Annotated in this window: 18 protein-coding genes; 5 read left to right on the top strand and 13 right to left on the bottom strand. The window is 64.5% G+C overall.

Translation table 11 applies throughout. From position 1 onward, the window contains the following. Positions 1-230: 230 nt before the first annotated feature. Positions 231-2,594, bottom strand: a complete 2,364-nt coding sequence (locus JQ603_RS26030; RefSeq protein WP_212343529.1) for a transketolase — start codon at positions 2,592-2,594, stop codon at positions 231-233. A gap of 134 nt (positions 2,595-2,728) precedes the next feature. On the opposite strand from JQ603_RS26030, the gene JQ603_RS26025 reads away from it, so the two are divergent. Both JQ603_RS26025 and JQ603_RS26020 read left to right on the top strand, forming a co-directional pair. Then, complete coding sequence (locus JQ603_RS26025; RefSeq protein WP_018648199.1) at positions 2,729-3,190, top strand: Lrp/AsnC family transcriptional regulator; 462 nt, start codon at positions 2,729-2,731, stop codon at positions 3,188-3,190. A gap of 75 nt (positions 3,191-3,265) precedes the next feature. Further along, positions 3,266-3,892 carry a hypothetical protein gene (locus tag JQ603_RS26020; protein WP_212343528.1) on the top strand — a complete coding sequence of 209 codons (627 nt, stop codon included), beginning with the start codon at positions 3,266-3,268 and terminating at the stop codon, positions 3,890-3,892. Between the two features lie 156 nt (positions 3,893-4,048). On the opposite strand, the gene JQ603_RS26015 is transcribed toward JQ603_RS26020, so the two are convergent. From JQ603_RS26015 to JQ603_RS25965, 11 genes are all read right to left on the bottom strand, one after another. Beyond that, complete coding sequence (locus tag JQ603_RS26015; protein WP_212343527.1) at positions 4,049-5,128, bottom strand: zinc-binding dehydrogenase; 1,080 nt, start codon at positions 5,126-5,128, stop codon at positions 4,049-4,051. A 60-nt stretch (positions 5,129-5,188) separates the two neighbouring features. Continuing rightward, positions 5,189-6,130 carry a DMT family transporter gene (locus tag JQ603_RS26010; protein WP_212343874.1) on the bottom strand — a complete coding sequence of 314 codons (942 nt, stop codon included), beginning with the start codon at positions 6,128-6,130 and terminating at the stop codon, positions 5,189-5,191. Between the two features lie 189 nt (positions 6,131-6,319). Further along, entirely contained in the window at positions 6,320-7,159 is an 840-nt protein-coding gene (locus tag JQ603_RS26005) for an aldo/keto reductase (RefSeq protein WP_212343526.1), read from the bottom strand. 19 nt (positions 7,160-7,178) lie between these two features. Beyond that, positions 7,179-8,075: an SMP-30/gluconolactonase/LRE family protein gene (locus tag JQ603_RS26000; RefSeq protein ID WP_212343873.1), complete on the bottom strand. Its 897-nt coding sequence runs from the start codon at positions 8,073-8,075 to the stop codon at positions 7,179-7,181. Positions 8,076-8,439: 364 nt separating this feature from the next. Next, positions 8,440-11,145, bottom strand: coding sequence for a nitrate reductase (locus JQ603_RS25995; RefSeq protein ID WP_212343525.1), 2,706 nt, complete (start codon positions 11,143-11,145; stop codon positions 8,440-8,442). 1 nt (position 11,146) lies between these two features. Continuing rightward, positions 11,147-12,376, bottom strand: a complete 1,230-nt coding sequence (locus JQ603_RS25990) for an NAD(P)/FAD-dependent oxidoreductase (RefSeq protein ID WP_212343524.1) — start codon at positions 12,374-12,376, stop codon at positions 11,147-11,149. A 10-nt stretch (positions 12,377-12,386) separates the two neighbouring features. Then, complete coding sequence (locus JQ603_RS25985) at positions 12,387-12,815, bottom strand: globin family protein (RefSeq protein ID WP_212343523.1); 429 nt, start codon at positions 12,813-12,815, stop codon at positions 12,387-12,389. A 122-nt stretch (positions 12,816-12,937) separates the two neighbouring features. Further along, the gene (locus tag JQ603_RS25980; protein ID WP_212343522.1) at positions 12,938-14,317 is read right to left on the bottom strand and encodes an MFS transporter; all 1,380 of its coding nucleotides are present in this window, start codon (positions 14,315-14,317) and stop codon (positions 12,938-12,940) included. Between the two features lie 339 nt (positions 14,318-14,656). Beyond that, positions 14,657-15,451 carry an ABC transporter ATP-binding protein gene (locus JQ603_RS25975; protein WP_018648209.1) on the bottom strand — a complete coding sequence of 265 codons (795 nt, stop codon included), beginning with the start codon at positions 15,449-15,451 and terminating at the stop codon, positions 14,657-14,659. Positions 15,452-15,465: 14 nt separating this feature from the next. Then, complete coding sequence (gene ntrB / locus JQ603_RS25970; RefSeq protein WP_212343521.1) at positions 15,466-16,362, bottom strand: nitrate ABC transporter permease; 897 nt, start codon at positions 16,360-16,362, stop codon at positions 15,466-15,468. 60 nt (positions 16,363-16,422) lie between these two features. Beyond that, positions 16,423-17,739, bottom strand: a complete 1,317-nt coding sequence (locus JQ603_RS25965) for a CmpA/NrtA family ABC transporter substrate-binding protein (protein WP_212343520.1) — start codon at positions 17,737-17,739, stop codon at positions 16,423-16,425. 677 nt (positions 17,740-18,416) lie between these two features. Here JQ603_RS25965 and JQ603_RS25960 point away from each other — a divergent pair. Together JQ603_RS25960 and JQ603_RS25955 are read left to right on the top strand one after the other, a co-directional pair. Further along, positions 18,417-19,256, top strand: a complete 840-nt coding sequence (locus JQ603_RS25960) for a formate/nitrite transporter family protein (RefSeq protein WP_212343519.1) — start codon at positions 18,417-18,419, stop codon at positions 19,254-19,256. Positions 19,257-19,316: 60 nt separating this feature from the next. Further along, positions 19,317-21,050: a bifunctional protein-serine/threonine kinase/phosphatase gene (locus tag JQ603_RS25955; RefSeq protein WP_212343870.1), complete on the top strand. Its 1,734-nt coding sequence runs from the start codon at positions 19,317-19,319 to the stop codon at positions 21,048-21,050. Positions 21,051-21,064: 14 nt separating this feature from the next. Here the strand turns inward: JQ603_RS25955 and JQ603_RS25950 are convergent, their stop codons facing one another. Beyond that, positions 21,065-21,982 (bottom strand): dioxygenase, encoded by a 918-nt coding sequence (locus JQ603_RS25950; protein ID WP_212343518.1) that lies wholly within the window; start codon positions 21,980-21,982, stop codon positions 21,065-21,067. Positions 21,983-22,144: 162 nt separating this feature from the next. Between JQ603_RS25950 and JQ603_RS25945 the strand changes: the two genes are divergently transcribed. Beyond that, entirely contained in the window at positions 22,145-23,419 is a 1,275-nt protein-coding gene (locus JQ603_RS25945; RefSeq protein ID WP_212343517.1) for a serine hydrolase domain-containing protein, read from the top strand. Positions 23,420-23,457 lie beyond the last annotated feature (38 nt).

Below are 23,457 nucleotides of genomic sequence, written 5' to 3'. Positions count from 1 at the left end.
TGCGGCGGACACGCGGAATATGGGACGCGATTTGAAGCGAGGCAAGCGGCCATGGGTCCCGGCTCTGCGCCGCGACATTTCATGTCGCGCCGCGTCCGGGACACGAGATTGTAACGAGTCTAGATAGTCTCGTGCCCCGGACGCAGCGCAGCGCTTCCCCGGCGATGCGAAGCATCGTCCGGCGCAGCGGTGCGCTGCTGAGCCGGGGCCCATGCGGCCGGTTACCTCGACTACACCGCCATCTTCCGGTGCAGCACCGGCGCGCCGGTGGTGAGGCTTTCGGCCGCATCGATGATGGCATTCGCATCGATGCCGTAATGCCGATAAAGGTCCGCGATGCTGCCGGTCTGGCCAAACTGCTCGACGCCGAGCGCCTCGACGCGGTGGCCGCGGACGCTGCCGAGCCAGCCGAGCGCGGAGGGATGGCCGTCGATCACGGTCACGAGGCCGCAGTCGCGCGGCAGCGGCGCCAGCAGCTTTTCGATGTGGCTGAGGTGCTGCACGCCGCGGCGGTCGCGCCGCAATTTCCGCGCGGCGGTCCAGCCCGCGTGGAGGCGGTCGGCCGAGGTGATCGCGAGCAGGCCTACGTCGCGACGGCTCTCGCCGATGAAGCCGGTGGCCTCGATCGCCTCGGGCGCGACCGCGCCGGTATAGGCGATCACGACCTCGGCATTCGGGCCCGGCTTGCGCAGCCAGTAGGCGCCGTCCGTGATGCCCTGCTGCAGCTCCGGCGTCATGATCCGCTGCGCCTGCTCGATGCTGCGCGTCGAGAGCCGCAGGTACACGGAACCGCCCTCGCCCGGATCGCGCTGCATGTGGTCAAAACCCCAGCCCATGATCACGGCGAGCTCGTCGACAAAGGCCGGCTCGAACGAGGCGAGCCCGTCCTGCGCCATGCCGATCAAGGGCGTTGCGATCGACTGGTGCGCGCCGCCTTCCGGCGCGAGCGTGATGCCGGACGGCGTCGCCGCCACCATGAAGCGCGCATCCTGATAGCAGGCATAGTTCAGCGCATCGAGGCCGCGCTCGATGAAGGGATCGTAGAGCGTGCCGACCGGCAACAGCCGCTCGCCGTTGATCTGGTGCGACAGGCCGAGCGCCGAGAGCATGATGAACAGGTTCATCTCGGCAATGCCGAGCTCGAGATGCTGACCCTTGGGCGAGAAGTCCCAGTTGAATGTGGACGGAATTTTCTCGCTGCGGAATAAATCCGCCTTCTCGCCCCGCGCGAACAGGCCGCGGCGGTTCACCCAGGGCCCGAGATTGGTCGAGACGGTGACGTCGGGCGAGGTCGTGACGATTCGCTTTGCCAGCTCGCTGTCGCCGCGTGCGATCTCGTTCAGCACCAAGCCAAAGCCCTGCTGGGTCGACATCTGCGGCGACGGCTTGAAGCTGAGCTGCGCGGGCACCTCGATGACCGGCGCGGTCAGCCGGCGACCGTCCTGGTTGAACGGCACGTGCGCGAGGAACGCGTCGAGCTCGGCAGCGGATTGCGCGAGGCCCTCGTACTTGTCCCATTCGTGGCCGGGACGGATGTTCTGGCTCTCGCGATATTTCTCCATCTGCGCGACCGTCATCAGGCCGGCATGGTTGTCCTTGTGGCCCTGGAACGGCAGGCCGACGCCCTTGATGGTGTAGGCGATGAAGCAGACCGGGCGGTCGTGATCGACGGACTCGAACGCCTCCAGCATGCTCGCCATGTCGTGGCCGCCGAGATTCGACATCAGTGCCAGCAGCTCCTCGTCGCTGCGCTTGTCGATCAGTTTTGTGATCGGCCCCTGATCGCCGATCTCATCATGCAGATGTTTTCTGAAGGCCGCACCGCCCTGGAAGCACAGCGCCGCATAGAGCGCGTTCGGGCAATTGTCGATCCAGCGCTTGAGCGCCTCGCCGCCGGGCTCGGCAAAGGCCTCGCGCATCAGGCGTCCGTATTTGACGATCACCACGTCCCAGCCGAAATTGCGGAACATGGTCTCGAACTTTTCCCACAGACCTTCGCGCACGACGGCGTCGAGCGACTGGCGGTTATAGTCGACCACCCACCAGGTGTTGCGCAGGCCGTGCTTCCAGCCCTCTGCCAGGGCTTCAAAGATGTTGCCCTCGTCCATCTCGGCGTCGCCGACGAGTGCGATCATCCGCCCCTCGCGGCGGTCCTTCATCCAGCCATGCGCCTTGACGTAGTCCTGCACCAGCGAAGAGAACAGCGTCTGCGCGACGCCGAGGCCGACCGAGCCGGTGGAGAAATCGACGTCGTCGACGTCCTTGGTCCGCGAGGGATAGGACTGCGCGCCCTTGAAGCCGCGAAAATTCTCCAGCTTCTCGCGGCTCTGCCGGCCGAACAGGTACTGGATGGCGTGGAACACCGGGCTCGCATGCGGCTTCACCGCGACGCGATCCTCAGGGCGCAGCACATGGAAATACAGCGCGGACATGATGGTCGCGAGGGAGGCGGACGAGGCCTGGTGGCCGCCGACCTTGAGTCCGTCAGCATTGGCGCGGATGTGGTTGGCGTGGTGGATGGTCCAGGACGACAGCCACAGTGCCTTGCGGCTGAGAGCGGTCAAGGTGTCGAGGCGAGCGGAATCGACGGGCATGGCGATGCTCCGGAAATCTGATTCCGGGATCGTACGCCTGCGGGCGGGGCCAAACTTCTCAATTTTTCGCGCCATACCCGCTGAAATTGGGATATTTTACCAATGAAATGCCATCCGATACAGGTTCCATCCCAATGCCCGAGCTCGACGCCATCGACCGCAAGATCCTCAGCTACCTCCAGAACGACAGCCGCCTGACCATGCAGGAGCTCGCCGACAAGGTCGGGCTCTCGGTCTCGCCCTGCCACCGCCGGGTCAAGCTGCTGGAGGAGCGCGGCGTCATCTCGCGCTATGTCGCAACCGTCGACCAGAAGGCGCTGGGACTGCATGTCAGCGTGTTCATCTCGATCAAGCTGGCGCGGCAGAAGGAGGAGGACCTCAACCGCTTCGCCCGCGCGATCTCGAAATGGGACGAGGTGCTGGAGTGCTATCTGATGACCGGCAACCGCGACTATCTCTTGCGCGTGGTGGCGGCCGATCTCGCCTCCTACGAGACGTTCCTGAAGACCAAGCTGACCCGGCTCGACGGCATCGCCTCGATCGAGTCCAGCTTCGCACTGAGCCAGGTGAAGTACTCGATCGCACTGCCGGTGTGATCGCGGCTGTCACATGGGCGCAACAAACCACGCCGATGGTCGTGGCCCACTCGCATCCAGCCGAGAGAAGGACCCATGACCGACCGCACCGCCCAGACCGCCAAGCGCGAGCGCATCATCCAGGAGATGGCCGACGATCTCGACGAAGAGCTGGAGATGGAGCTGGATGACGCCCGTCTCGACGAGCTCCTGGACGAGACCGATACGCTGAACCAGACGGTCGACCGAAAACTCTATTTCCGGGAGCTGCTCCGCCTCCAGGGCGAACTGGTCAAGCTGCAGGACTGGGTGCAGAACGAGAAGAAGAAGGTGGTCGTGCTGTTCGAGGGCCGCGATTCCGCCGGCAAGGGCGGCGTCATCAAGCGCATCACGCAGCGCCTCAATCCGCGCGTCTGCCGCGTCGCCGCGCTGCCCGCCCCGAGCGAGCGCGAGCGGTCGCAATGGTACTTTCAGCGCTATGTGGCGCACCTGCCGGCCGGCGGCGAAATCGTGCTGTTCGACCGCAGCTGGTACAACCGCGCCGGCGTCGAGCGCGTGATGGGCTTCTGCACCGAGGAGCAATACCAGGAGTTCTTCAAGACAGTGCCGGAATTCGAGCGGAAGGTCGCGCGCGTCCCGGTGGTGCTGCCGCCGCGCGTGCGCAATCCCGACTGTCACCGCGGCCCGGTCCCGCCGGAGATGTACGTGCCGGCGAAGTATTGAGGGAGGTTTCGTAGGGTGGGTTAGCTGGGCAGGTGCGCGAAGCGCATCTGCACGGCGTAACCCACCTCTTCTGTAACCGCGGCAAGGAAAGTGGTGGGTTACGCCATGCGGACTGCGCTTCGCGCAGCCGCAGGGCTAACCCACCCTACGGCACCGTCATCGCCACGGCTGCACGATGATCTTGGTGTGGACTTCCGGATTGGCGAGATCCGCGAACGCCTTTGCCACGCCGTCGATGCCGACTTCCGCCGTCACCATGGCGGCGGCATCCACCTGCCCCTCCGCAATCAACCGAAGCGATGCTGCAAACTCTTCCGGCGTGTAGCCGAGCACATATTGGACGTTCAGCTCCTTCATGATGCCGAGCATGGGCTCGCTTTTGTCGCTCTCCATGCAGACGCCGACCACGACGATGCGCGCATCGCGCGGGGCACCTTCGAACACCTGCTGCAACAGGCCGGGCACGCCGACGCATTCGAAGACGATCGCCGGCTTGAGCGCCGGCAGCATGGCCTGGAACGGCGGCCGCGCCGCCTTCTCCGCCTCCGACATCTGCGCATGCTCGGCCCAGGTCGCATAGGGCTGCGACACCTTGGGATCGACGACGATATCGGCGCCAAGTTTCGCCGCGAGCGCGCGGCGTGCAGGCGAATAGTCGGCGGCGACGATCGGATGCAGGCCCCTGATCTTCAGCGCGGCGATCACCGCAAGCCCGACCGGCCCGCAGCCGATCACCAGCGGCACCTCGCCACCGCGAATGCCGGCTTTCGCCACGGCGTGAACGCCGACCGCCAGCGGCTCGGTGAGCGCGGCGTGTTCCGGCGCAAGGCCGTTGGGCACTTCCAGCAACAACGGCTCGCTCAGCAACATCGCTTCCGCATAGCCGCCGACAAATTCGTTGGAATAACCGATGCCCTTGATGCCCTCCGGCGTCAGCAGCGCGGGCAGCGAGCAGACATGCGTCCCCGGCTTGAGCCGACGTTCGGTGCCCGGGCCGTAATCGACGATCTCGCAGCAGAACTCGTGACCAAACACGACATCGCGCGACAAATCCATCGGCGTGCGACCGGTCTTCCGTGCCATTTCCACCATGCGCGGAGCGTGCTGACGCGCATGCAGGTCGGAGCCGCAGATGCCGCAGGCGAGCGTCTTGACCAGCACCTGGCCCGCGCCCGGTTTCGGCTCGGCCATCTCGCCAACGACAATCTCACCGTCCCTGAAAATCGCGGCGCGCATCCGGCTCCTCCCGTGTTGTTGGAGCCGTTGATAGCACGAAGCGGGAGCTGCGATATTGCGTCAGGCGTTCGGGGAACGCTCGGCCTGCACCAGGAGCGAGGCGCGGCGGACGCGTTCGCGGTGGGCGATGTAGAGACCGCTGGCGACGATGAAGGCCGCCCCGACGATGGTCCAGATGCTCGGCACCTCGCCGAAGATGAAGAAGCCGAGAATGCTGACCCACAACAATTGCGAGTAGGAGAAAGGCGCCAGCACCGAGGCATCGCCGTAGCGATAGGCCAGCACGACGATCCACTGGCCCGCAGTCGAGGCGATGCCGATGAAAATGCCGAGCGCGATCGCGGTCCAGGACGGCGTCACCCAGACGAACGGCACGATCGCGGTGAGGATCGCAAGGCCGGTCAGCGAGGAATAGGCCATGGTGGTGACGACGGCCTCGCGGCCGCTCATCATGCGCGTCAGGATCAGCGTACCGGCCCAGCAGGCCGCCGAGACGACGGGGAAGAACGCCGCCGGATGAAACGCGCTGGTGCCCGGCCGCAGGATGATCAGCACGCCGATGAGGCCGAGCGCGGTCGCGAACCAGCGGCGCATGCCGACCTTCTCGCCGAGGAAGACTATCGAGAGCGCGGTGACGAACAGCGGCGCGACGAAGCCGGTGGCGGACGCCTCCGCGATGGGGAGGAAGCCGAGGCCGGTGATGAAGAACAGCGAGGAGCCGAGCAGCACCGCGCCGCGCATCACGTGCAATCCGAGACGCTCGGTACGCATCGCGTAGTACGGCGAGGACCGCAGCATCACCGGCGTGAAGATCAGCGCGAAGGTGAGAAAGCGGATCCAGGTGATCTCGATCGAGGGCAGGCTCGTCGACAGATATTTCGCGGCGGTGTCGGAGCAGCCGAGAAATACCGTCGAGAGCAGGATCAGCGCGATGCCCTTGAAGGGATGATCGACGCGCGCAGGCGCGCGGCGATCAACATGCTTCTTCTCGGGCATGGGCACGGAAATACTGTCGAGCCTTGCGGCTGCGGCTGGCGGCGGGGTCACGGCTGGAACTCGGGAAAAATGCGAATCGAGTGCGTTCGTAAAAAACGACAAATGCGCCGCTTTCACAACTTCCGAAAACAGGATGCCGATATGCGCTGATCGCCGCGCGCGTCAATATTCCATTAAGAATAGGCCTTTGCTGCACTACAGCATGGGCAGTCCACGCGGCTTCGGGCCGCGCGGAAACGCCGCATCGAGCGCCGAAATCTCCTCTTTCGTCAGCACGAGATTACCAGCCGCCGCATTCTCGCTGGCGTGTTCCGCGGATGAGGCCTTCGGAATCGCGAACACCGTAGTCGCACGGGTGAGAAAGCTCAGCGCGACCTGACGCGGTGTTGCACGACGCGCCTCGGCGATGCGCGCGAGCACCGCGCCGCCCTTGCTGCGCGCATCCGGAAAATCATCGTGACCGAATGGTGAATAGGCGACGACGGCAACATCATGCTTCTCGCACCACGGGATCACCGCATGCTCGATGGCGCGTTCCTTGAGATGATAGAGCACCTGATTGCAGGCGATGCGCCCTTCGCCCGAGACATCGAGAATCTCGTCGAGATCGTCGGCATCGAAATTGGAGACGCCCCAGGACTTGATCTTGCCAGCCTTCACCAGTTCCTCGAACGCTGCGACGGTGTCCTCGAGCGGATAGGAACCGCGCCAATGCAAGAGATAGCAGTCGAGCCGATCGGTCTTCAGCCGCTTCAGCGAGCGCTCGCACGCGGTGATGGTGCCACGGCGCGAGGCGTTGCTCGGCAACACCTTGGACACGAGGAACACCTCGTCGCGCCGGCCCGCGATCGCATCGGCAATGACGAGCTCGGCATCGCCATACATCTCGGCGGTGTCGATGTGGGTCATGCCGAGATCGAGCCCGTGCTGGAGCGCCGCGATCGCTCGCTTGCGGTCGCCATGGTCGAGATACCAGGTGCCCTGCCCGATCACGGAGACGTTGGTGCTGGTTTTGCCGAAGGGGCGCGTGTTCATGCTTGTTCCTTCAGATGCTCTAGAGACCGCTGACGTCGGCGACCAGCACGCTGCCCGTCCCCGACTCCGTGATATAGAGCCGATCCTTGTTTTCGCCACCGATGGCGACATTGGTGCAGTTGGGCCCCGCACAGGACTTGATCCGCGCGATCAGTTCCCCGTTGGGCGCGAACACGAAGACATGCCCCAGCGACGCATGGCCGACGAACAGACGCCCCTTCGCATCCATGGTCATGCCGTCGGGGCCGCTGGTGCCGAACAGCGAGCAGAAGCGGCCGACTTTCGACACGCTGCCATCCTTCATGAACGGCAGCCGCCACACCGCATTGTCGCGCGTCATGGCGACGAACAGCACGGTCTCCGTAGGATCGAGTACGAGACCGTTCGGGCTGATGCCGGTGTCGATCAGACAATCGAGCCGGCCATTTGCTGCGAGACGATAGACCCGGCCGCTCGGATCGTGCAGGCCGGTCTGGCCCTGATCGGTGAAATAGATGTCGCCGCTGGAGGCGAGATGCAGATCGTTGCAGCCGCGGAACGATTCCGAATTGCGCGCGGTCAGAACGGGCTTGATGCACCCGGTCTTCGCGTCGAGCTCCATGATGCCATGCCTATAGTCCGCGACCAGGATGCGACCGTCGGCTGCGATCTTCAGTCCGTTCGGCCAGCCCTCATATTCGATCACCAGCGACCATTCGCCGCCGGGCGCGATGCGGAAGATGCGGCCGAACGGAATGTCGACGATGTAGAGATGGCCGTCCCTGTCGAATGAGGGCCCTTCGATGAAGGAGTCCGTTGGCACGCCCGGGCGGTTGGCGTCAGCCCAATCGGTCCGCTCGCCCTTGCGGCGGAATTTGTCGGGCATCGCGGAGAACAGCCTGGTCTCGATCAGGCGCGGCGGCGTTTCCAGGTACATCATGTTTTTTTGATTGCTGAGGGTGAGCGCGTGGCAGCATAGGCGACAATCGACGTCGCGTCGATTGGGCGGAGGGCATGGCTGCGTCCCCACCTCTCTCGTGTCCCGGACGCGCTGCAGCGTGAAACGCTGCTGCGCAGAGCCGGGACCCAGAAAAGCCAAACGCTCCGCTGTTAGATGGGCCCCGGCTCTGCAGCGCATCGTCGAAGAGACGCTGCGCTGCGTCCGGGGCACGAGACCATGGCTTTTGGCGCACCTGCATCAACACCGTCATTGCGAGCGCAGCGAAGCAATCCAGAATCCCTCTGCGGAAAGACTCTGGATTGCTTCGCTACGCTCGCAATGACGATGGAAAGAGTCGGGCCTACCCCGCCGCGCTCGCCACCTTGGCCTGCTTCGCCGGCACGACCTCCGTCGTCGCGATCAGGCGCTTCAGCTCCGGGATGCAGGAGCCGCAATTGGTGCCGGCCTTGAGTTTTGCACCGATCTCGGCGGCGGTGCGCGCGCCGCCAGCGATGGCATCGCAGATGGTGCCGCGGCCGACACCGAAGCAGGCGCAGACGATGGGACCGGTCGAGCCGGCACCTTCGCTGGACTTGCCCGACAGCAGCATGCGGCGCTGATCGTCGGTGACCTGGTCGGCCACGAACAGGCTCTTCACCACCTCCCAATCGCCCGCGTCATGCGCGGGTCCGACGAACAGGCAGGTCTCGATGCGATCGCCTGCGAAAGACGCTGCACGATAGACGCCGCCGCCAAAGTCGCGGTACTCGGCGACGTCCTCGCCGACAACACCCTCGAGCCAGGCCGGCCAGCGGGTGAGATCCGCATTGTCGGCGAAGAGATAGCCGAAGCCGCCGCTGACCGTGACGCGGGTCCACAATAGATTCTGCGGCAGGTCGAGCTGTTTGCGCGAGAGCGCGAAGCCGCGGAAGACGAATTCATAAGGCGCAATCGCGGCCGGCGTGGCCTTCGCTTCCGGCTGCCCCGAAAACGGATCGGTGAAGGACTGCACCAGCGCACCGACGCGGCCGTGCGAGGTGTTCATCGCGCTCCAGTGGATCGGCACGAACAGGGTGCCGCGCTGCTGACCTTCGCTGACGACGGCCTTCAGGATGCACTGGCCGTAATCGGTGGTGATGCGGGCATAGCTGTCGTGGGCGATGCCGTATTTGCCGGCGTCATCGGGATGGATCTCGACGAACGGCTCGGGCAGATGCGCGCCCAGCCGCTGGCTGAGGCCCGTGCGGGTCATCGTGTGCCACTGGTCGCGGATGCGCCCGGTATTGAGCCGTAAGGGACGCGACGGACCGGTCTCGCTGCGCAGCGCCGGCACCTCCGGCGCAATGAAGCGGCCCTTGCCGTCATTGGTGAAGAAGCCGCCTTGCGCAAAGAAACGCTCGCCCGGCTCAGCGCCTTCGCGCGCCGGCCATTGCACAGGCTTCAAGGCGTCGAAGGCTTCGTCGGACAGAGAAGTGAGCGCGCTGATATCGAAATCGCGACTACCATCATTCTCGAAGGCCGAGAGCGCGGCATGCTCCCGGAAAATATCAGCCGCGGATTTGTAATTAAAGCTGTCGCCGAAGCCGAGGCGCTTTGCGGTCTCGCTCAGGATCCACCAATCGGGACGCGCCTCGCCCGGCGCCGGTAGGAACGAGCGCTGGCGCGAGATACGCCGCTCGGAATTGGTCACCGTGCCCGACTTCTCGCCCCAGGCGAGCGCCGGCAGCAACACATGCGGGCCCGCCTCGACCGTGTCGTTGGAGAGCACGTTCTCGGAGACCACGAACAGCTCGAGCTTCTTCAGCGCCGCGCGCACGAAGTCCGCATCGGGCAGCGACACCGCGGGGTTGGTGCCCATCACCCAGAGCGCCTTGACCTCGCCGCGGTTGATCGCCTCGAACAGCTGCACTGCCTTCAGGCCTTCATGCGTGGCAATGCGCGGCGCCTTCCAGAACCGCCTGACGCGGTCGATGTCCGGCGGCGTGAAGCCCATATGGGCGGCGAGCATATTGGCGAGGCCGCCGACCTCGCGGCCGCCCATCGCGTTGGGCTGGCCGGTGAGCGAGAATGGCGACGCGCCCGGCTTGCCGATGCGGCCCGTGGCGAGATGGCAGTTCAGGATCGCGTTGACCTTGTCGGTGCCCTGTGCCGACTGATTGACACCCTGCGAATAGAGCGTGACGACCTTCTCGGTGTCGCGGAACATCTTGAAGAAGGTGGCGACGTCCTGCTCGGACAAGCCCGTGGCGAGCGCGGTCGCGCCGACGCTGCCGGCGATGTTGCGCGCGCGCGCCAGCGCATCGTCGAAACCGCTGGTATTCTCAGCGATGTAGTCCTGGTCCAACACGCCGTTGTCGGCGAGATGCACGAACAGGCCGGAGAACAGCGCGGTGTCGGTGCCGGGCTTGAGGCCGAGGAACAGATCGACGTCGCTCGCGGTATCGGTGCGGCGCGGATCGATCACGATCATGCGCGCGCCGCGCTCCCCGCGGTTCTTCAGCATGCGCTGGAACAGCACGGGATGGCACCAGGCCGCGTTCGAGCCGACGAAGATCAGCAGATCGGCCTGGTCGAGATCCTCGTAGCAGCCGGGCACGGTATCGGCGCCGAAAGCGCGGCGATGGCCGGCAACGGAGGACGACATGCAGAGCCGCGAATTGGTGTCGACGTTCGCCGTGCCGACGAAACCCTTCATCAGCTTGTTGGCGACGTAATAGTCCTCGGTCAGAAGCTGGCCGGAGAGATAGAACGCGACCGCATCGGCGCCGTCACGCGCCACGATGTGCTGCATGCGGTGGGCGACGTGGTCGAGCGCATCGCTCCAGGCGACGCGCTCCAGCACGCCCTTGCAGCGGATCATGGGATAGAGCAGCCGGCTCTCGAGCCCCACGGTCTCGCCGAGCGCCGAGCCCTTCGAGCACAACCGGCCGAAATTGGCGGGATGGTCGGGATCGCCCGCGATCGCCGCGCCGCCCTTGCCGTCCGGTGTCGCCAGCACGCCGCAGCCGACGCCGCAATAGGGGCAAGTCGTTCGGGTAGCGCGGAGGTTTGGGTCGATCGCCGTCATATCAAGCCGCCTTGTCAGCCGCCTTGGAAGGACGCGCAAGTGCGCGGCCGAACATCATGTCCGTACGGATCGCCGCGACCTTGTCGCGATTGCGGATCAATTCGAGATACCAGAGCGCATCGACGGTATCGCCGATCAGCACCGCGCCGGTGAGCCGGCCGTCGGCGATGACGAGCTTCTTGTAGGTGCCGCGCCTGCGGTCCGACAGCACCAGGCTTTCGCTGCCCTCCCCGCCCATGAAGTCGCCGGCCGAGAACACGCTGACGCCGGAGACCTTCAGATTGGTCGAGACCACGCTGCCCTGATAGGCGGCGGCCCGGCCGGCGAGATGCCGCGCCAGCACGCGCGCCTGCTCATAGGCGGGCTCGACAAGGCCATAGCAGGTGCCGCGATGCTCGGCGCATTCGCCGAGCGCGAAAATGTCGGACGAGGAGGTCTGCATCACATCGTTGACGACGACGCCGCGATTGACCGCAATCCCCGCCTCCTTCGCCAGCGCGACGTTCGGCTTGATGCCGGCAGCGAAAATCACCGCATCGGCTTCGATCCGGCTGCCGTCGGCAAGCTCGACGGCCTCGACGTGGCCGTCGCCATGGATGCACTTCGTGCTGGCATTGAGCAGGATGCGGATGCCCTTGCGCTCGACCAGCGTCTTGAGCAGGTCGGCCGCGGGCGCGTCGAGCTGGCGCTCCATCAGCCGGTCCATCAGATGCAGCAGCGTCACCGGCGCGCCGGCCTTGGCGAGGCCGTATGCGGCCTCCAGGCCGAGCAGGCCGCCGCCGACCACGACGACGCGCTTCTTCGCCGCCGCCAGCGTCAGCAGCAGGTCGACATCGCGCGTATCGCGGAACGTGTGCACGCCGGCGAGATCGGCGCCCGGCACGTTGAGGCGCAGCGGCGTCGAGCCGGTCGCAAGCACGAGCTTGGAATATTCCATGCTCTCTTCGCCCGCGATCTTGAGCTCGCGGCGGCCGGTGTCGATCTCGGTGACGCGATAGCCGTAGCGCACCGTGACGCCGCGATGGCGCCACCAATCGGCCGGCCGCAGCTCGATCTCGTGCGAGCCGGTCTCGCCGGCCAGCACAGAGGAGAGCAGCACGCGATTGTAAGCGAGCCGCGGTTCCTCGCCGATCACAGCGACCGCGTAGCGGCCGAGCGCGGTCTTGGCGAGCTCGTCGACCAGACGCGCGGCCGCCATACCGTTACCGACGATGACCAGCGGTTCACTCACAAGGCATCTCCTATTCGGCGGCCTGCGCCTGTGCGCCGTAGGCCTCGGACATCATGTAGCCGGACAGCACGCCATAGGCGTCGGTCCAGGCCGTGGCGAGTTCGGGCGTCCAGGCTTCGCCAAGACCCTTCTCGAGGGTCCACAGCAAGGTCGCACCGACCACGGGGTAGTGCTCGGCCTTGGCGCCATAGGCGACGTGACGCTTGGCTAGCGCCGAGGCCGCGGGAAGAATCGTCTCGAGGTTCGACAGGCCGCCGACCACGGCGGCGAGCATGCCCATCAGCTTCTTGCGCTGCTCGGTCATGTCTTCAGGGAACATCGCGCGCACCGGCGGCGCCACCTCGAACAGGCGATCGTAGAACAGCACCGCAGCCTGCTCCGAGATCGGAGCGACCTTGGCGAAGCTCTGCTGAATGAGGGTAATCTGTTCGGGCGTCATGATGTTCTCCTGTCTGTTTCGGTCTGCCTTTGTCCGCGCCGTTGCGGACAAGGTTCATGGGTCAAACGTCATCAGAGAGTCTTCTCCCCGCGTACGGGGAGAAGCGAGATTCGTACCAAGTGTCACACGCGTGCTTCCGCGAGGCCTGGCGCGCCTTCGCCTTGCGGGCTGCGACGCAGATAGAACCACCAGGTCAAAGCCAGGCACGAGGCGTAGAAGCCGAGATAGATCGCGAGCGCGAGCTGCGGACCGCCGGTCAGGGCGATCGACTTGCCGAAACCACTCGGGATCAGGTAGCCGCCGACGGCACCGATCGCGCCGATGAAGCCGACTGCCGCGCCGCTCTCGATGCTCGCGGCCTTCAGGGCAGCGCTACGTGCCGCATCGCCCTGGCCGCGTACCTTGAACAGGTTCTGCTCGCGGAAGATCGAGGGGATCATGCGGTAGGTGGAGCCGTTGCCGATGCCGGTCGTCACGAACAGGATCAGGAACATCGACAGGAAGCCGATGAAGTCCTTGTGCCCGACGAAATAGAGCGCACCGACCGTCGCCGCCGCCATCGCGATGAAATTCCAGAACGTGATCACCGAGCCGCCGATCCTGTCGGCGAGCCAGCCGCCGAACGGGCGCGACAGCGAACCGACCAGCGGACCGAGGAAGGCGATCGAGATCGTCACCGACGGAAACTGCGTCTTGAGCAGCAGCGGGAACGCCGCGGAGTAGCCGATGAAAGACCCGAACGTGCCGATGTAGAGATACGCCATGATCCAGGTGTGTTTGCGCTTCACCACCGCGAGCTGGTTCTTGATCGACGACTTCGCCGTGGTCAGGTTGTTCATGAAGAACACCGCGCCGAACACCGCGATCGCGATCGGCAGCACCCACATCAGGCCGGCATTCTGCAGGAAGATGCCGTCGACGGGGCTTGCCTGGAACAGGTTGATGACGGCGAGCGTCATCAGGATCGGGGTCAAGAGCTGCACGCTGGAGACGCCGATATTGCCGCCGGCGGCATTGAGGCCCAGCGCCCATCCCTTCATCCGGTCGGGGAAGAAGAAGGAGATGTTGGTCATGCTGGAGGCGAAGTTGCCGCCACCAAGACCGGCGGTCGAGGCGACCAGCAGCATCAGCCAGAAAGGCGTGTCGGGCTGGCTGACGAAATAGGCAAGGGACAGCGTCGGGATGAACAGGATCGCCGCGCTGAAGATGGTCCAGTTGCGGCCGCCGAAGGTCGTCACCGCGAAGGTGTAGGGAAAGCGCATGAAGGCGCCGATCAGGCCCGGCACCGCGACGAGCTGGAACAGCTGGTCCGTGGTGTAGTGGAAGCCCGCCATCGGCAGCTTGGTGGTGACGATGCTCCAGATCAGCCACACCGAGAAGCCGATATGTTCGGCGACGATCGACCAGATCAGGTTACGCCGGGCGATGGTCTTGCCGCCCGCATTCCAGAACGCCTCATCTTCGGGGCGCCAGTCAGAAATCCACGTCGAATTCTTGGTCATACATTATCCCTTCCAGGCTCACCGCTGCGTCGTTGCAGGCTCTGCCTCCGGTCACGAAGGCGCGCTCCGGGGCTTCACCCCGGTGGCGAGTTCACGATGCTGATTGATGATGTTGAGGGACGTCGTCGTTGGCGTCGCGCAAAGACACTTCAATTTCCGTGCCAATTGCGCGCGTACTGGAAATACAGGGATTTCAGGATCTTATTCGCATTGCCCGAAGTTTTTGCAGGGCATTTTCGCACGCTAAATTTGCGATTCGCTCAATCCTTGTGCGGCGCACAAGGATTGAGCTTGATGTCAATTATTTAGGCGCGCGCATCCTCCGCGTTAAACCTTGGTTTACGCGGCTTCTACGAAGCGATGACGCTCGTAGAGGAATTCGAGCACACGCTGCCGGCACTTCAGATAGGTGGTGTTGGTCGCGAGCTCGAGCCGCTTGCGGGGACGCGCCAGCGGTACCTCCAGCACCTCGCCGATGCGCGCACTCGGCCCGTTCGTCATCATCACGATGCGGTCGGACAAGAGCACGGCCTCGTCGACGTCGTGGGTGATCATCAGGATGGTGTTGCCGAGCTTCTGATGTAGCGCCATCACCGAGTCCTGCAAGTGCGCGCGGGTCAGCGCGTCGAGGGCGCCGAACGGCTCGTCCAGCAGCAGCACCTTCGGCTCCATCGCCAGCGCCCGCGCGATGCCGACGCGCTGCTTCATGCCGCCGGAGATTTCCGAGGGGCGCTTGTCCCTGGCATGAGCCATCTGCACCAGGTTGAGATTGTGCATCACCCAGGCGTCGCGCTCGGCCCTCGTCTTGGTCCTCGCAAACACCTTGTCCACGCCGAGCCGGACGTTCTCGTAGACGGTGAGCCACGGCAGCAGGCTGTGGTTCTGGAACACAACGGCGCGATCGGGGCCCGGCGAGTTGACCTCGCGGTTCTCCAGCAGCACGCCACCGGTGGTGGCGGTCGTGAGTCCTGCGATGATGTTGAGCAGGGTCGACTTGCCGCAGCCGGAATGACCGATGATCGAGACGTACTGCCCCTTCTCGATGGTCAGGTTGATGTCCTTCAGCACCTCGGTCGTCGCAGCGCCGCGGGTAAAAATCTTGTCGATGTGGTCGAGCTTCAGATAGGCGGTCATGTGTCCCTTCCCCCTTAGCTTGTGGCGGTGCCGCGGGTGACGATCTTGCCGAGGCCTGCGATCAGGCGATCGAGCACGAACCCGACGATGCCGACATAGAACAGCGCCAGGATGATCTCGCTGATATGCGAGGAGTTCCAGGCGTCCCAGATGAAGAAGCCGATGCCGACGCCGCCGATCAGCATTTCCGCGGCGACGATCGCGAGCCAGGACAGGCCGATGCCGATGCGCAGGCCCGTGAAGATGTAGGGCGCGGCCGCCGGGATCATGATCTTGGAGAAGAATTCGAGCGGGTTGAGCTGCACCACCGCGGCGACGTTGCGGTAGTCCTGCGGGATGTTGCGGATGCCGACCGCGGTGTTGATGATGATCGGCCAGATCGAGGTGATGAAGATGACGAAGATCGCCGAGGGCTGGCCGTCGCGGAACGCGGCGAGCGAGAGCGGCAGCCAGGCGAGCGGCGGAATGGTGCGCAGCACCTGGAACAGCGGATCGAGCCCGCGCATCGCCCAGACCGATTGCCCGACCAGCACGCCGAGCGCTATGCCGGCGATCGCCGAGAGCGAATAGCCGAGCGCAACGCGCTGGAGACTGGCGGAGAGATGCCAGAACAGGCCCTTGTCGATGCCGCCATGGTCGAAGAACGGATCGAGGATCAGCTCCTTGGTGTCCTTGAAGACTTTTGACGGCGGCGGCAGCGCCGAGCCGGCGCGGCGGCAAACGAGCTCCCACACCAGGGTCAGCAGCGCGAGCACGACCAGCGGCGGGATGACGCGCACGGCGGTTTCCCTTGCCATGCGTGCGTAGGCCTCACTGCGGGGCGGGCGCTTCGGCGTCATCGCAACGACAGGTGCGGCAACAGCCGCGGGCGTCGCGGTCTCGACCTCAATCTTCGTGGCAGGCATATTCATCGCAATATCTCTCCGGCTGCAAAAGACGATGCGGCCGCCCGGGGGCGGCCGCTGGCTCCATCAGACTTCGACGCGCTTGATCGCGAGCGACTTCAGATAGGCAGCCGGATTTTCGGGGTCGAACACCTTGCCGTCGAAGAAGGTCTCCTTGCCGCGCGAGGTGGAGGTCGGAATTTCCGCGGCAGCAACGCCCAGCGTCTTCGCCGCATCCTTCCAGAGGTCTTCACGATTGACCTTGGCGATCAGCGCCTTGGTGTCGAAATTCGCCTCATACTTGCCCCAGCGGATGTCCTCGGTGAGGAACCAGAGATCGTGGCTCTGGAACGGATAGGAGGCGAAGTCGCGCCAGTACTTCATGATGTGCGGCGAGTTCTCGACCAACTTGCCGTTGCCATAGTCGAACTTGCCGGCGGTGCGGTCGTAGACGTCCTCAACCGGGCAGTTGATCCACTGCCGCTTGGCCATGATGGTGGCAAGCTCCTGCTTGTTCTCGGCCTTGTCGGCCCACTGCTGGGCCTCGAGCACCGCCATCAGGATCGCTTTGGTCGCCTTGGGATATTTGTCGACGAAGGCTGCACGCATGCCGAAAGATTTCTCCGGATGCTTGTTCCAGATCTCGCCGGTGTTGACCGCGGTGTAGCCGATGTCCTGGTGGACGAGCTGCAGGTTCCAGGGCTCGCCGACACAGAAGCAGTCCATGGTGCCGACCTTCATGTTGGCCACCATCTGCGGCGGCGGCACCACGATGGTCTCGATGTCCTTGTCGGGATCGATGCCGCCGGCGGCGAGCCAGTAGCGGATCCAGAGGTCATGGGTGCCGCCCGGGAAGGTCATCGCGGCCTTCACCGCCTTGCCGGAGGCCTTCTTCTTCTCCAGCGCCGCCTTGAACGGCGCCGCATCGGTGCCGAGCTTGAGGTCGGCATATTCCTTGGCGACCGAGATGCACTGGGCATCGAGATTGAGCCGCGCCAGGATGTACATCGGCGTCGGCTGGTTGTTCTGCGTCACCTTGCCGGCTGAGATCAGGTACGGCATCGGGGTGAGGATATGCGCGCCGTCGATGCCATTGCCTTCGGAGCCGAGCACGAGGTTGTCGCGCGTGGTGCCCCAGGAGGCCTGCTTCTGCACGTCAGTGTCAGGCACGCCGTATTTGGCGAACAGACCCTTGTCCTTGGCGACGAACAGCGGCCCGGCGTCGCTCAGCGCAATGAAGCCGAGCTTGGCGCCCTTGACCTCAGGACCTGAATCCTGCGCGAAGGCGCCGGCGGGGAAATTGAGTTTGGCGGCGGCGAGAAGGGCAGCAGTAGAGCCGGCGGCTTTCAACAATTGACGGCGGCTGAGGCCAGTCTCGGAGGGCCGGCGAATGCGCTTGGTCATGTGTAGTGTCGTCCTTTGCGTCGTTGCAGAATTTGATGGCGTCAGTGCACACGAGCAGCCCGTCCGTCCGGCGGCGCCGTCTTTGGCGCATGCGAACGCACGACGGGAGAGACCCCCGTCTGGTGGCGTCAGCAAATCGGATGAGAAGTCTCGCGGGACGGCTTCAATGGCGTCGCTTGGAACTATTCAAGCTTCATGCCAAGCTCGGCATCGCCAAAACACCAAGATATTGAGTAACTTAGCCGTCCCGCGCCAGACTGTCGCAGGCTGATCCCGCTTGCGAAATTTGCGCACTGCCCAATCCTTGTGCGGCGCACAAAGCTTGTGCAGTCGCTTAAGCAGGAGGCTGCCAAGCGCCTCGGACCGAAATCGGCGAGAGGCGCATCAGTTTGATATGACTTCATTTTTCCTGCGCGCCTCGGCGGCACGCAACTTGCTTCTTCATTGGCGTCAACGAAGACTGCGGCTTGCCGCATCGTTGCAGCCTCTGGCGGCTGCATCCCGGAAGCTCATCTGCTTCGCGGCCCTCCCGGCTCAGTCCTCGTGACGCGATTCCCAAAGCTTCCAGACATTCCATAGCCCTCGTGCGCGGCCGGCCAGCCCGCACGGCCAATGACGTTCAGCCGCGTCCTCTGAGGGGGCGTGTCGATCTCACTTACGAAGCAAAGGAACCATTGATGTCGTATCTCGCGCCTTCGGAATTCGTCACCAAGATGGTGGATGCGGGCGAGTCCAAGATCTTCATGTCCACCCGCGATACCATCATCCGGGCCTATATGGCCGGCGCGATCCTCGCCCTCGCCGCCTGGTTCGCCGTCACCATCAACGTGAACACCGGCCAGCCGCTGGTCGGCGCGCTGCTGTTCCCGGTCGGCTTCGTCATGCTCTATCTCTTGGGCTTCGACCTCCTGACCGGCGTGTTCGTGCTCTCCCCGCTCGCCTTGATCGACAAGCGCCCGGGCGTCACCCTTGGCGGCGTGCTGCGCAACTGGGGCCTCGTCTTCGTCGGCAACTTCGCCGGCGCCTTCACGGTGGCCTTCATGATGGCCTTCGTCACGACCTTCGGCTTTACCCAGGCCCCCGACAAGGTCGGCGCGGCGATCGGCAATATCGGCGAAGGCCGAACGCTGGGCTACGCCGCGCATGGCGCGGCCGGCATGGCGACGCTGTTCCTGCGCGGCATGCTCTGCAACTGGATGGTCTCGACCGGCGTCGTCGGCGCCATGATCTCAACCTCGGTCCCTGGCAAGGTCATCGCGATGTGGATGCCGATCCTGGTGTTCTTCTACATGGTGTTCGAGCATTCCGTGGTGAACATGTTCCTGTTCCCGTCGGGCCTCATGCTCCATGCGAAGTTCTCGATCATGGACTACCTGATCTGGAACGAGATTCCGACCGTGCTCGGCAACCTCGTCGGCGGCCTCGCCTTCACCGGCATGACCCTCTACGCCACGCACGTCATGACCCTGCCGAAGCGCCAGGCCGACAAGGCTGCGAAGCCCCGCGTCGCAGCCTGATCGAATCCGTCTCGACAGGGGAGCTTCGCCCAAGCAGGGTGAGGCTCCCCTCTCCTGGTGATGACGATGTCCCGCGGACTCCAGATCTCGGTCGGCCAGCACTCGGACAGGGGTCGCAAGCCCGTCAACCAGGATTTTCACGGCGTCCTGATTCCGGAGGAGCCGCTGCTCAGCCTGAAGGGCATCGCGGCGGTTCTCGCCGACGGCATCTCCAGCAGCAGCGTGAGCCAGATCGCCAGCGAGTCGGCGGTCAAGAGCTTCCTGATGGACTATTACTGCACGTCGGAATCCTGGACGGTGAAGACCTCCGCCCGCCGCGTGCTGGAGGCGACCAACTCCTGGCTGCATGCGCAGACGCGCAAGAGCCAATATGCCTATGACCGCGACAAGGGCTATGTCTGCACCCTCAGCGCCATGGTCATCAAGGCGGCCACCGCGCACATCTTCCATGTCGGCGACTGCCGCATCTACCGCATCGCCGGCAGGGCGCTGGAGCAGCTGACCGACGATCACCGCATCATCGTGTCGTCGGAGCAGACCTATCTCGGCCGCGCGCTCGGCATCAATCCGCAGCTCGAGATCGACTACCAGACGGTCGAGATCCAGGCCGGCGACACCTTCCTGCTGGCAACGGACGGTGCGTATGAATTCGTCGAGCCGCGTTTCGTCACGAGCGCAATCATCGAGCATGCGGCCGAGCTCGACGGCGCAGCAAAGGCGATCGTCGAGGAGGCCTACCGGCGCGGCAGCGACGACAACATCACCGTGCAGATCCTGCGCATCGATGCGGTGCCGGAGGAATCCGGTGTCTTCGATCAGAGTTCGGCGCTGCCGCTGCCGCCCCTGCTGGAGCCGCGGGCGATGTTCGATGGCTACCGGATCATCCGGGAGATCCACGGCAGCAGCCGCAGCCACATCTATCTCGCCGTCGATGCGGAGACCGAGGAAACGGTCGCGCTCAAGATTCCGTCGATCGACCTGCGCGACAACCAGGCCTATCTGAAACGTTTCCTGATGGAGGAATGGATCGCTCGGCGAATCGACAGTCCGTACGTGCTCAAGCCGCGATCGCGATCGACGCGGCGCAACTATCTCTACGTCGCGACCGAGTTCGTCGAGGGGCAGACGCTGCGGCAGTGGATGCTCGACAATCCCCGCCCCGATCTGGAGACGGTGCGCCGGATCGTCGAGCAGATCGCCACCGGGCTGCGCGCCTTCCACCGGATGGAGATGCTGCACCAGGATCTCAGGCCCGATAATGTCCTGATCGACAAGACCGGCACCGCGAAGATCATCGACTTCGGATCGGTCAGGGTCGCGGGCGTCGCTGAAGCAGCGCCTGGAGCGGCCGACGCGGAGATTCTCGGCACGGTCCAGTACACGGCACCGGAGTATTTCCTCGGCGAGGGCGGATCGCCTCGGTCCGACATGTTCTCACTGGCCGCCATCTGCTACCAGATGCTCACCGGACATCTGCCCTACGGCGCCCAGCTGGCTAAAATCCGGGGACGATCGGACGCGTGGAAACTGAGATACCGCCCCGCGGTCGATGCCGAGCGGGGCATTCCCGGCTGGATCGACGGCGCGCTGAGGAAGGCGCTGCATCCCGATCCCTACAAGCGCCACGAAGACCTCTCCGAGTTCGTGTTCGAGCTCAGAAATCCCAATCCGGCCTATCTCGCCACGCGGACCACGCCACTTCTGGAGCGCAATCCGCTGCTGTTCTGGAAGCTGACCACGGCGATCCTGGCCTGCGCGGTCATCGTGCTGCTCGCAGCGCTACGGCTGCGATAAGGGACGAGGCCGCATCACGCCGGCTCCGCCGCCTTCGTCCCCAGCGGCTTCGGCGCCATGCCGCCGCCCGGCTTGAGGTGGAATTCGTAGCTCATCAGATGCCACCGCCCGTTCGCCTTGGTGCCGTCGGGCATCTCAGGATCGTTGCGCGGCTCAACCTTGGCGACGAGGTCGTCCTTGACACCGAACACCACGTCGGAATCGAGATATTTGTCCCCATCCATGAACACGTGGGTGATCAGCGGCTCGTAGCCCTTGGCATTGACCAGGAAGTGCACATGCGCGGGACGCATCGGGTGGCGATTGGTCTGCACGATCATCTCGCCGACCGGACCGTCGGTCGGGATCGGATAGCTGCACGGCAGAATGGTGCGGAAGAAGAAGCGGCCGTCATGATCGGTGATGAAGCGCGCCCGCGCGGAGGCGCCGACCTCGTCATAATTCGGCTTCTGTGAATCGTAGAAGCCGTCATCGTCGGCATGCCAGACGTCGACGGGAACGTTCGCAAGCGGCTTGCCCTTGAGATCGGTGACGCGGCTCTGCACGAACATCCGCTCGCCCGTCTGGTTGTTCGGCGAGATGTCGGTACCATGCGCGGTCACCTTGTGCTCGCCGACATAGAACGGTCCGAGCACCGTCGTCTGGGTCGCCCCCTCGCGATCCCTGTGGTTGACGGCGTCGACCAGCATGGAGACCCCGAGCACGTCCGACAGCAGGATGAATTCCTGGCGGGTGTCGGTGCATTTCTGCCCCGTCCGGGTCAGAAAATCGATGGCGTATTCCCATTCCTCGAAGGTGAGACCGGTCTTGCTCACGTAATCGTGCAGCGACTTCACCAATTCCTGGAGCAGGAATTTCGTGCGCGTATCAGGCGTCCGGTCGAAGCTCTTGACGACGGCTTCGGTGAGTTCGGTCTCGTTGAACTGGGTCATGGTGCGTTTGCCCTCGCGTTTTTTGTTGGCCCGGGCGGGCTCCCTGGAGGCGTTCCCGGCTGGAGACTACACCAGTCGGCGGCCCCGCGTTAAGCGCGACCGGCTTGGAATGGGCCCGCCATTTGGCTATCACGGTCGTCGAGAAACTGCCCGGAGGAACTGATGCTTGCCCCCACCCCCGCCTCGCCCGAATCCGTCGGCATGTCCAAGGCTGCGCTCGACCGCGTCGATGCGCATCTGAAGAAGCGATACATCGATGCCGGCCGGTTCCCGGGCACGCAGCTCCTGGTCTATCGCCGCGGCAAGATCGCCCACAGCTCCGTGCAGGGCCTCGCCGATGTCGAGCGCCAGGTGCCGGTGAAGGACGACACAATCTACCGCATCTATTCCATGACGAAGCCGCTCACCAGCGTCGCCTTCATGATGCTGGTCGAGGAAGGCCTCGTCGCGATCGACGAGCCCGTAGCCAAATACATTCCGGAATGGAAGGATCTCGGCGTGTTCGTCGCCGGCACCGCGCCTTCCTTCCTGACCCGGCCGCCGTCGCGGCCGATGCTGATCGTCGACCTCTTGCGCCACACCTCCGGCCTCACCTACGGCTTCCAGCAGCGTTCCAATGTCGATGCCGCCTATCGCACCGAGAAGATCGGCGAGGTCGAGAAATCAGGCACGCTCCAGACCATGATCGAGGGGCTGGCGAAAATCCCGCTGGAATTCTCGCCGGGCGAGTCCTGGAACTATTCGGTCGCGACCGACGTGATCGGCTACCTCATCGGCAAGATCTCAGGCGTGCCGTTCGAGCAGTTCCTGAAACAACGCATCCTCGATCCGCTCGGCATGACCGACACCGATTTCCACGTGCCGACCTCCAAGGCGCACCGCTTCGCGGCCTGCTATTCGGCGGACCCGGGCGGCGGCATGACCTTCCATGCCGGCCAGCGCCGCGAGGGGCTGACGCTCCAGGACGATCCGACGACGAGCTCGTTCCTGTCGCCGCCCCCCTTCATCTCCGGCGGCGGCGGATTGTGCTCGACGGCGGCCGACTATCTCACCTTCTGCCGCGCGCTGCTCAATGGCGGCGAGCTCGGCGGTGTCAGGCTGATCGGACCGAAGACGCTGGCGCTGATGACGACCAACCACATTCCCGGCGGCCGCGCGCTGCCGGAGGTGTCGCGTTCGCTGTTCTCGGAAGCCACCTATAACGGCATCGGCTTCGGCCTCGGCTTCGCCGTGACCATGCGCCCGGCCGAGACGCTGATCGCCGGCAGCCCCGGCGAATACAATTGGGGCGGCGCGGCCACGACCTCGTTCTGGATCGATCCGGCCGAGGAGCTGATCACCATCTTCATGACGCAGGTTTTGCCGTCGAGCGCCTATCCGCTCCGCCGCGAGCTGCGCAGCATGGTGTATGCCGCGATCACCGAGAGCAATCTGTAACCTATTCAATCGATCCCGCGGCCTCGGCCGCGGGACGT

Origin of the sequence: Bradyrhizobium liaoningense (genome assembly GCF_018130825.1) — a bacterium.
Classification (GTDB): Bacteria; Pseudomonadota; Alphaproteobacteria; order Rhizobiales; family Xanthobacteraceae; genus Bradyrhizobium; species Bradyrhizobium liaoningense_B.
This window is presented reverse-complemented; position numbering and strand designations above follow the sequence as displayed.

Excerpts from the sequence above, each read along its gene's own strand:
- JQ603_RS26025 (WP_018648199.1), top strand. The coding sequence starts at position 2,729 with ATGCCCGAGCTCGACGCCATCGACCGCAAGATCCTCAGCTACCTCCAG.
- JQ603_RS25965 (WP_212343520.1), bottom strand. The coding sequence starts at position 17,739 with ATGACCAAGCGCATTCGCCGGCCCTCCGAGACTGGCCTCAGCCGCCGT.
- JQ603_RS26030 (WP_212343529.1), bottom strand. The coding sequence starts at position 2,594 with ATGCCCGTCGATTCCGCTCGCCTCGACACCTTGACCGCTCTCAGCCGC.
- JQ603_RS26015 (WP_212343527.1), bottom strand. The coding sequence starts at position 5,128 with ATGCGCGCCGCGATTTTCAGGGACGGTGAGATTGTCGTTGGCGAGATG.
- JQ603_RS25950 (WP_212343518.1), bottom strand. The coding sequence starts at position 21,982 with ATGACCCAGTTCAACGAGACCGAACTCACCGAAGCCGTCGTCAAGAGC.
- JQ603_RS26005 (WP_212343526.1), bottom strand. The coding sequence starts at position 7,159 with ATGAACACGCGCCCCTTCGGCAAAACCAGCACCAACGTCTCCGTGATC.
- JQ603_RS25980 (WP_212343522.1), bottom strand. The coding sequence starts at position 14,317 with ATGACCAAGAATTCGACGTGGATTTCTGACTGGCGCCCCGAAGATGAG.
- JQ603_RS26020 (WP_212343528.1), top strand. The coding sequence starts at position 3,266 with ATGACCGACCGCACCGCCCAGACCGCCAAGCGCGAGCGCATCATCCAG.
- JQ603_RS25975 (WP_018648209.1), bottom strand. The coding sequence starts at position 15,451 with ATGACCGCCTATCTGAAGCTCGACCACATCGACAAGATTTTTACCCGC.
- JQ603_RS25985 (WP_212343523.1), bottom strand. The coding sequence starts at position 12,815 with ATGACGCCCGAACAGATTACCCTCATTCAGCAGAGCTTCGCCAAGGTC.
- JQ603_RS25995 (WP_212343525.1), bottom strand. The coding sequence starts at position 11,145 with ATGACGGCGATCGACCCAAACCTCCGCGCTACCCGAACGACTTGCCCC.
- JQ603_RS26000 (WP_212343873.1), bottom strand. The coding sequence starts at position 8,075 with ATGTACCTGGAAACGCCGCCGCGCCTGATCGAGACCAGGCTGTTCTCC.
- JQ603_RS25945 (WP_212343517.1), top strand. The coding sequence starts at position 22,145 with ATGCTTGCCCCCACCCCCGCCTCGCCCGAATCCGTCGGCATGTCCAAG.
- JQ603_RS25960 (WP_212343519.1), top strand. The coding sequence starts at position 18,417 with ATGTCGTATCTCGCGCCTTCGGAATTCGTCACCAAGATGGTGGATGCG.
- JQ603_RS25955 (WP_212343870.1), top strand. The coding sequence starts at position 19,317 with ATGACGATGTCCCGCGGACTCCAGATCTCGGTCGGCCAGCACTCGGAC.
- ntrB (WP_212343521.1), bottom strand. The coding sequence starts at position 16,362 with ATGAATATGCCTGCCACGAAGATTGAGGTCGAGACCGCGACGCCCGCG.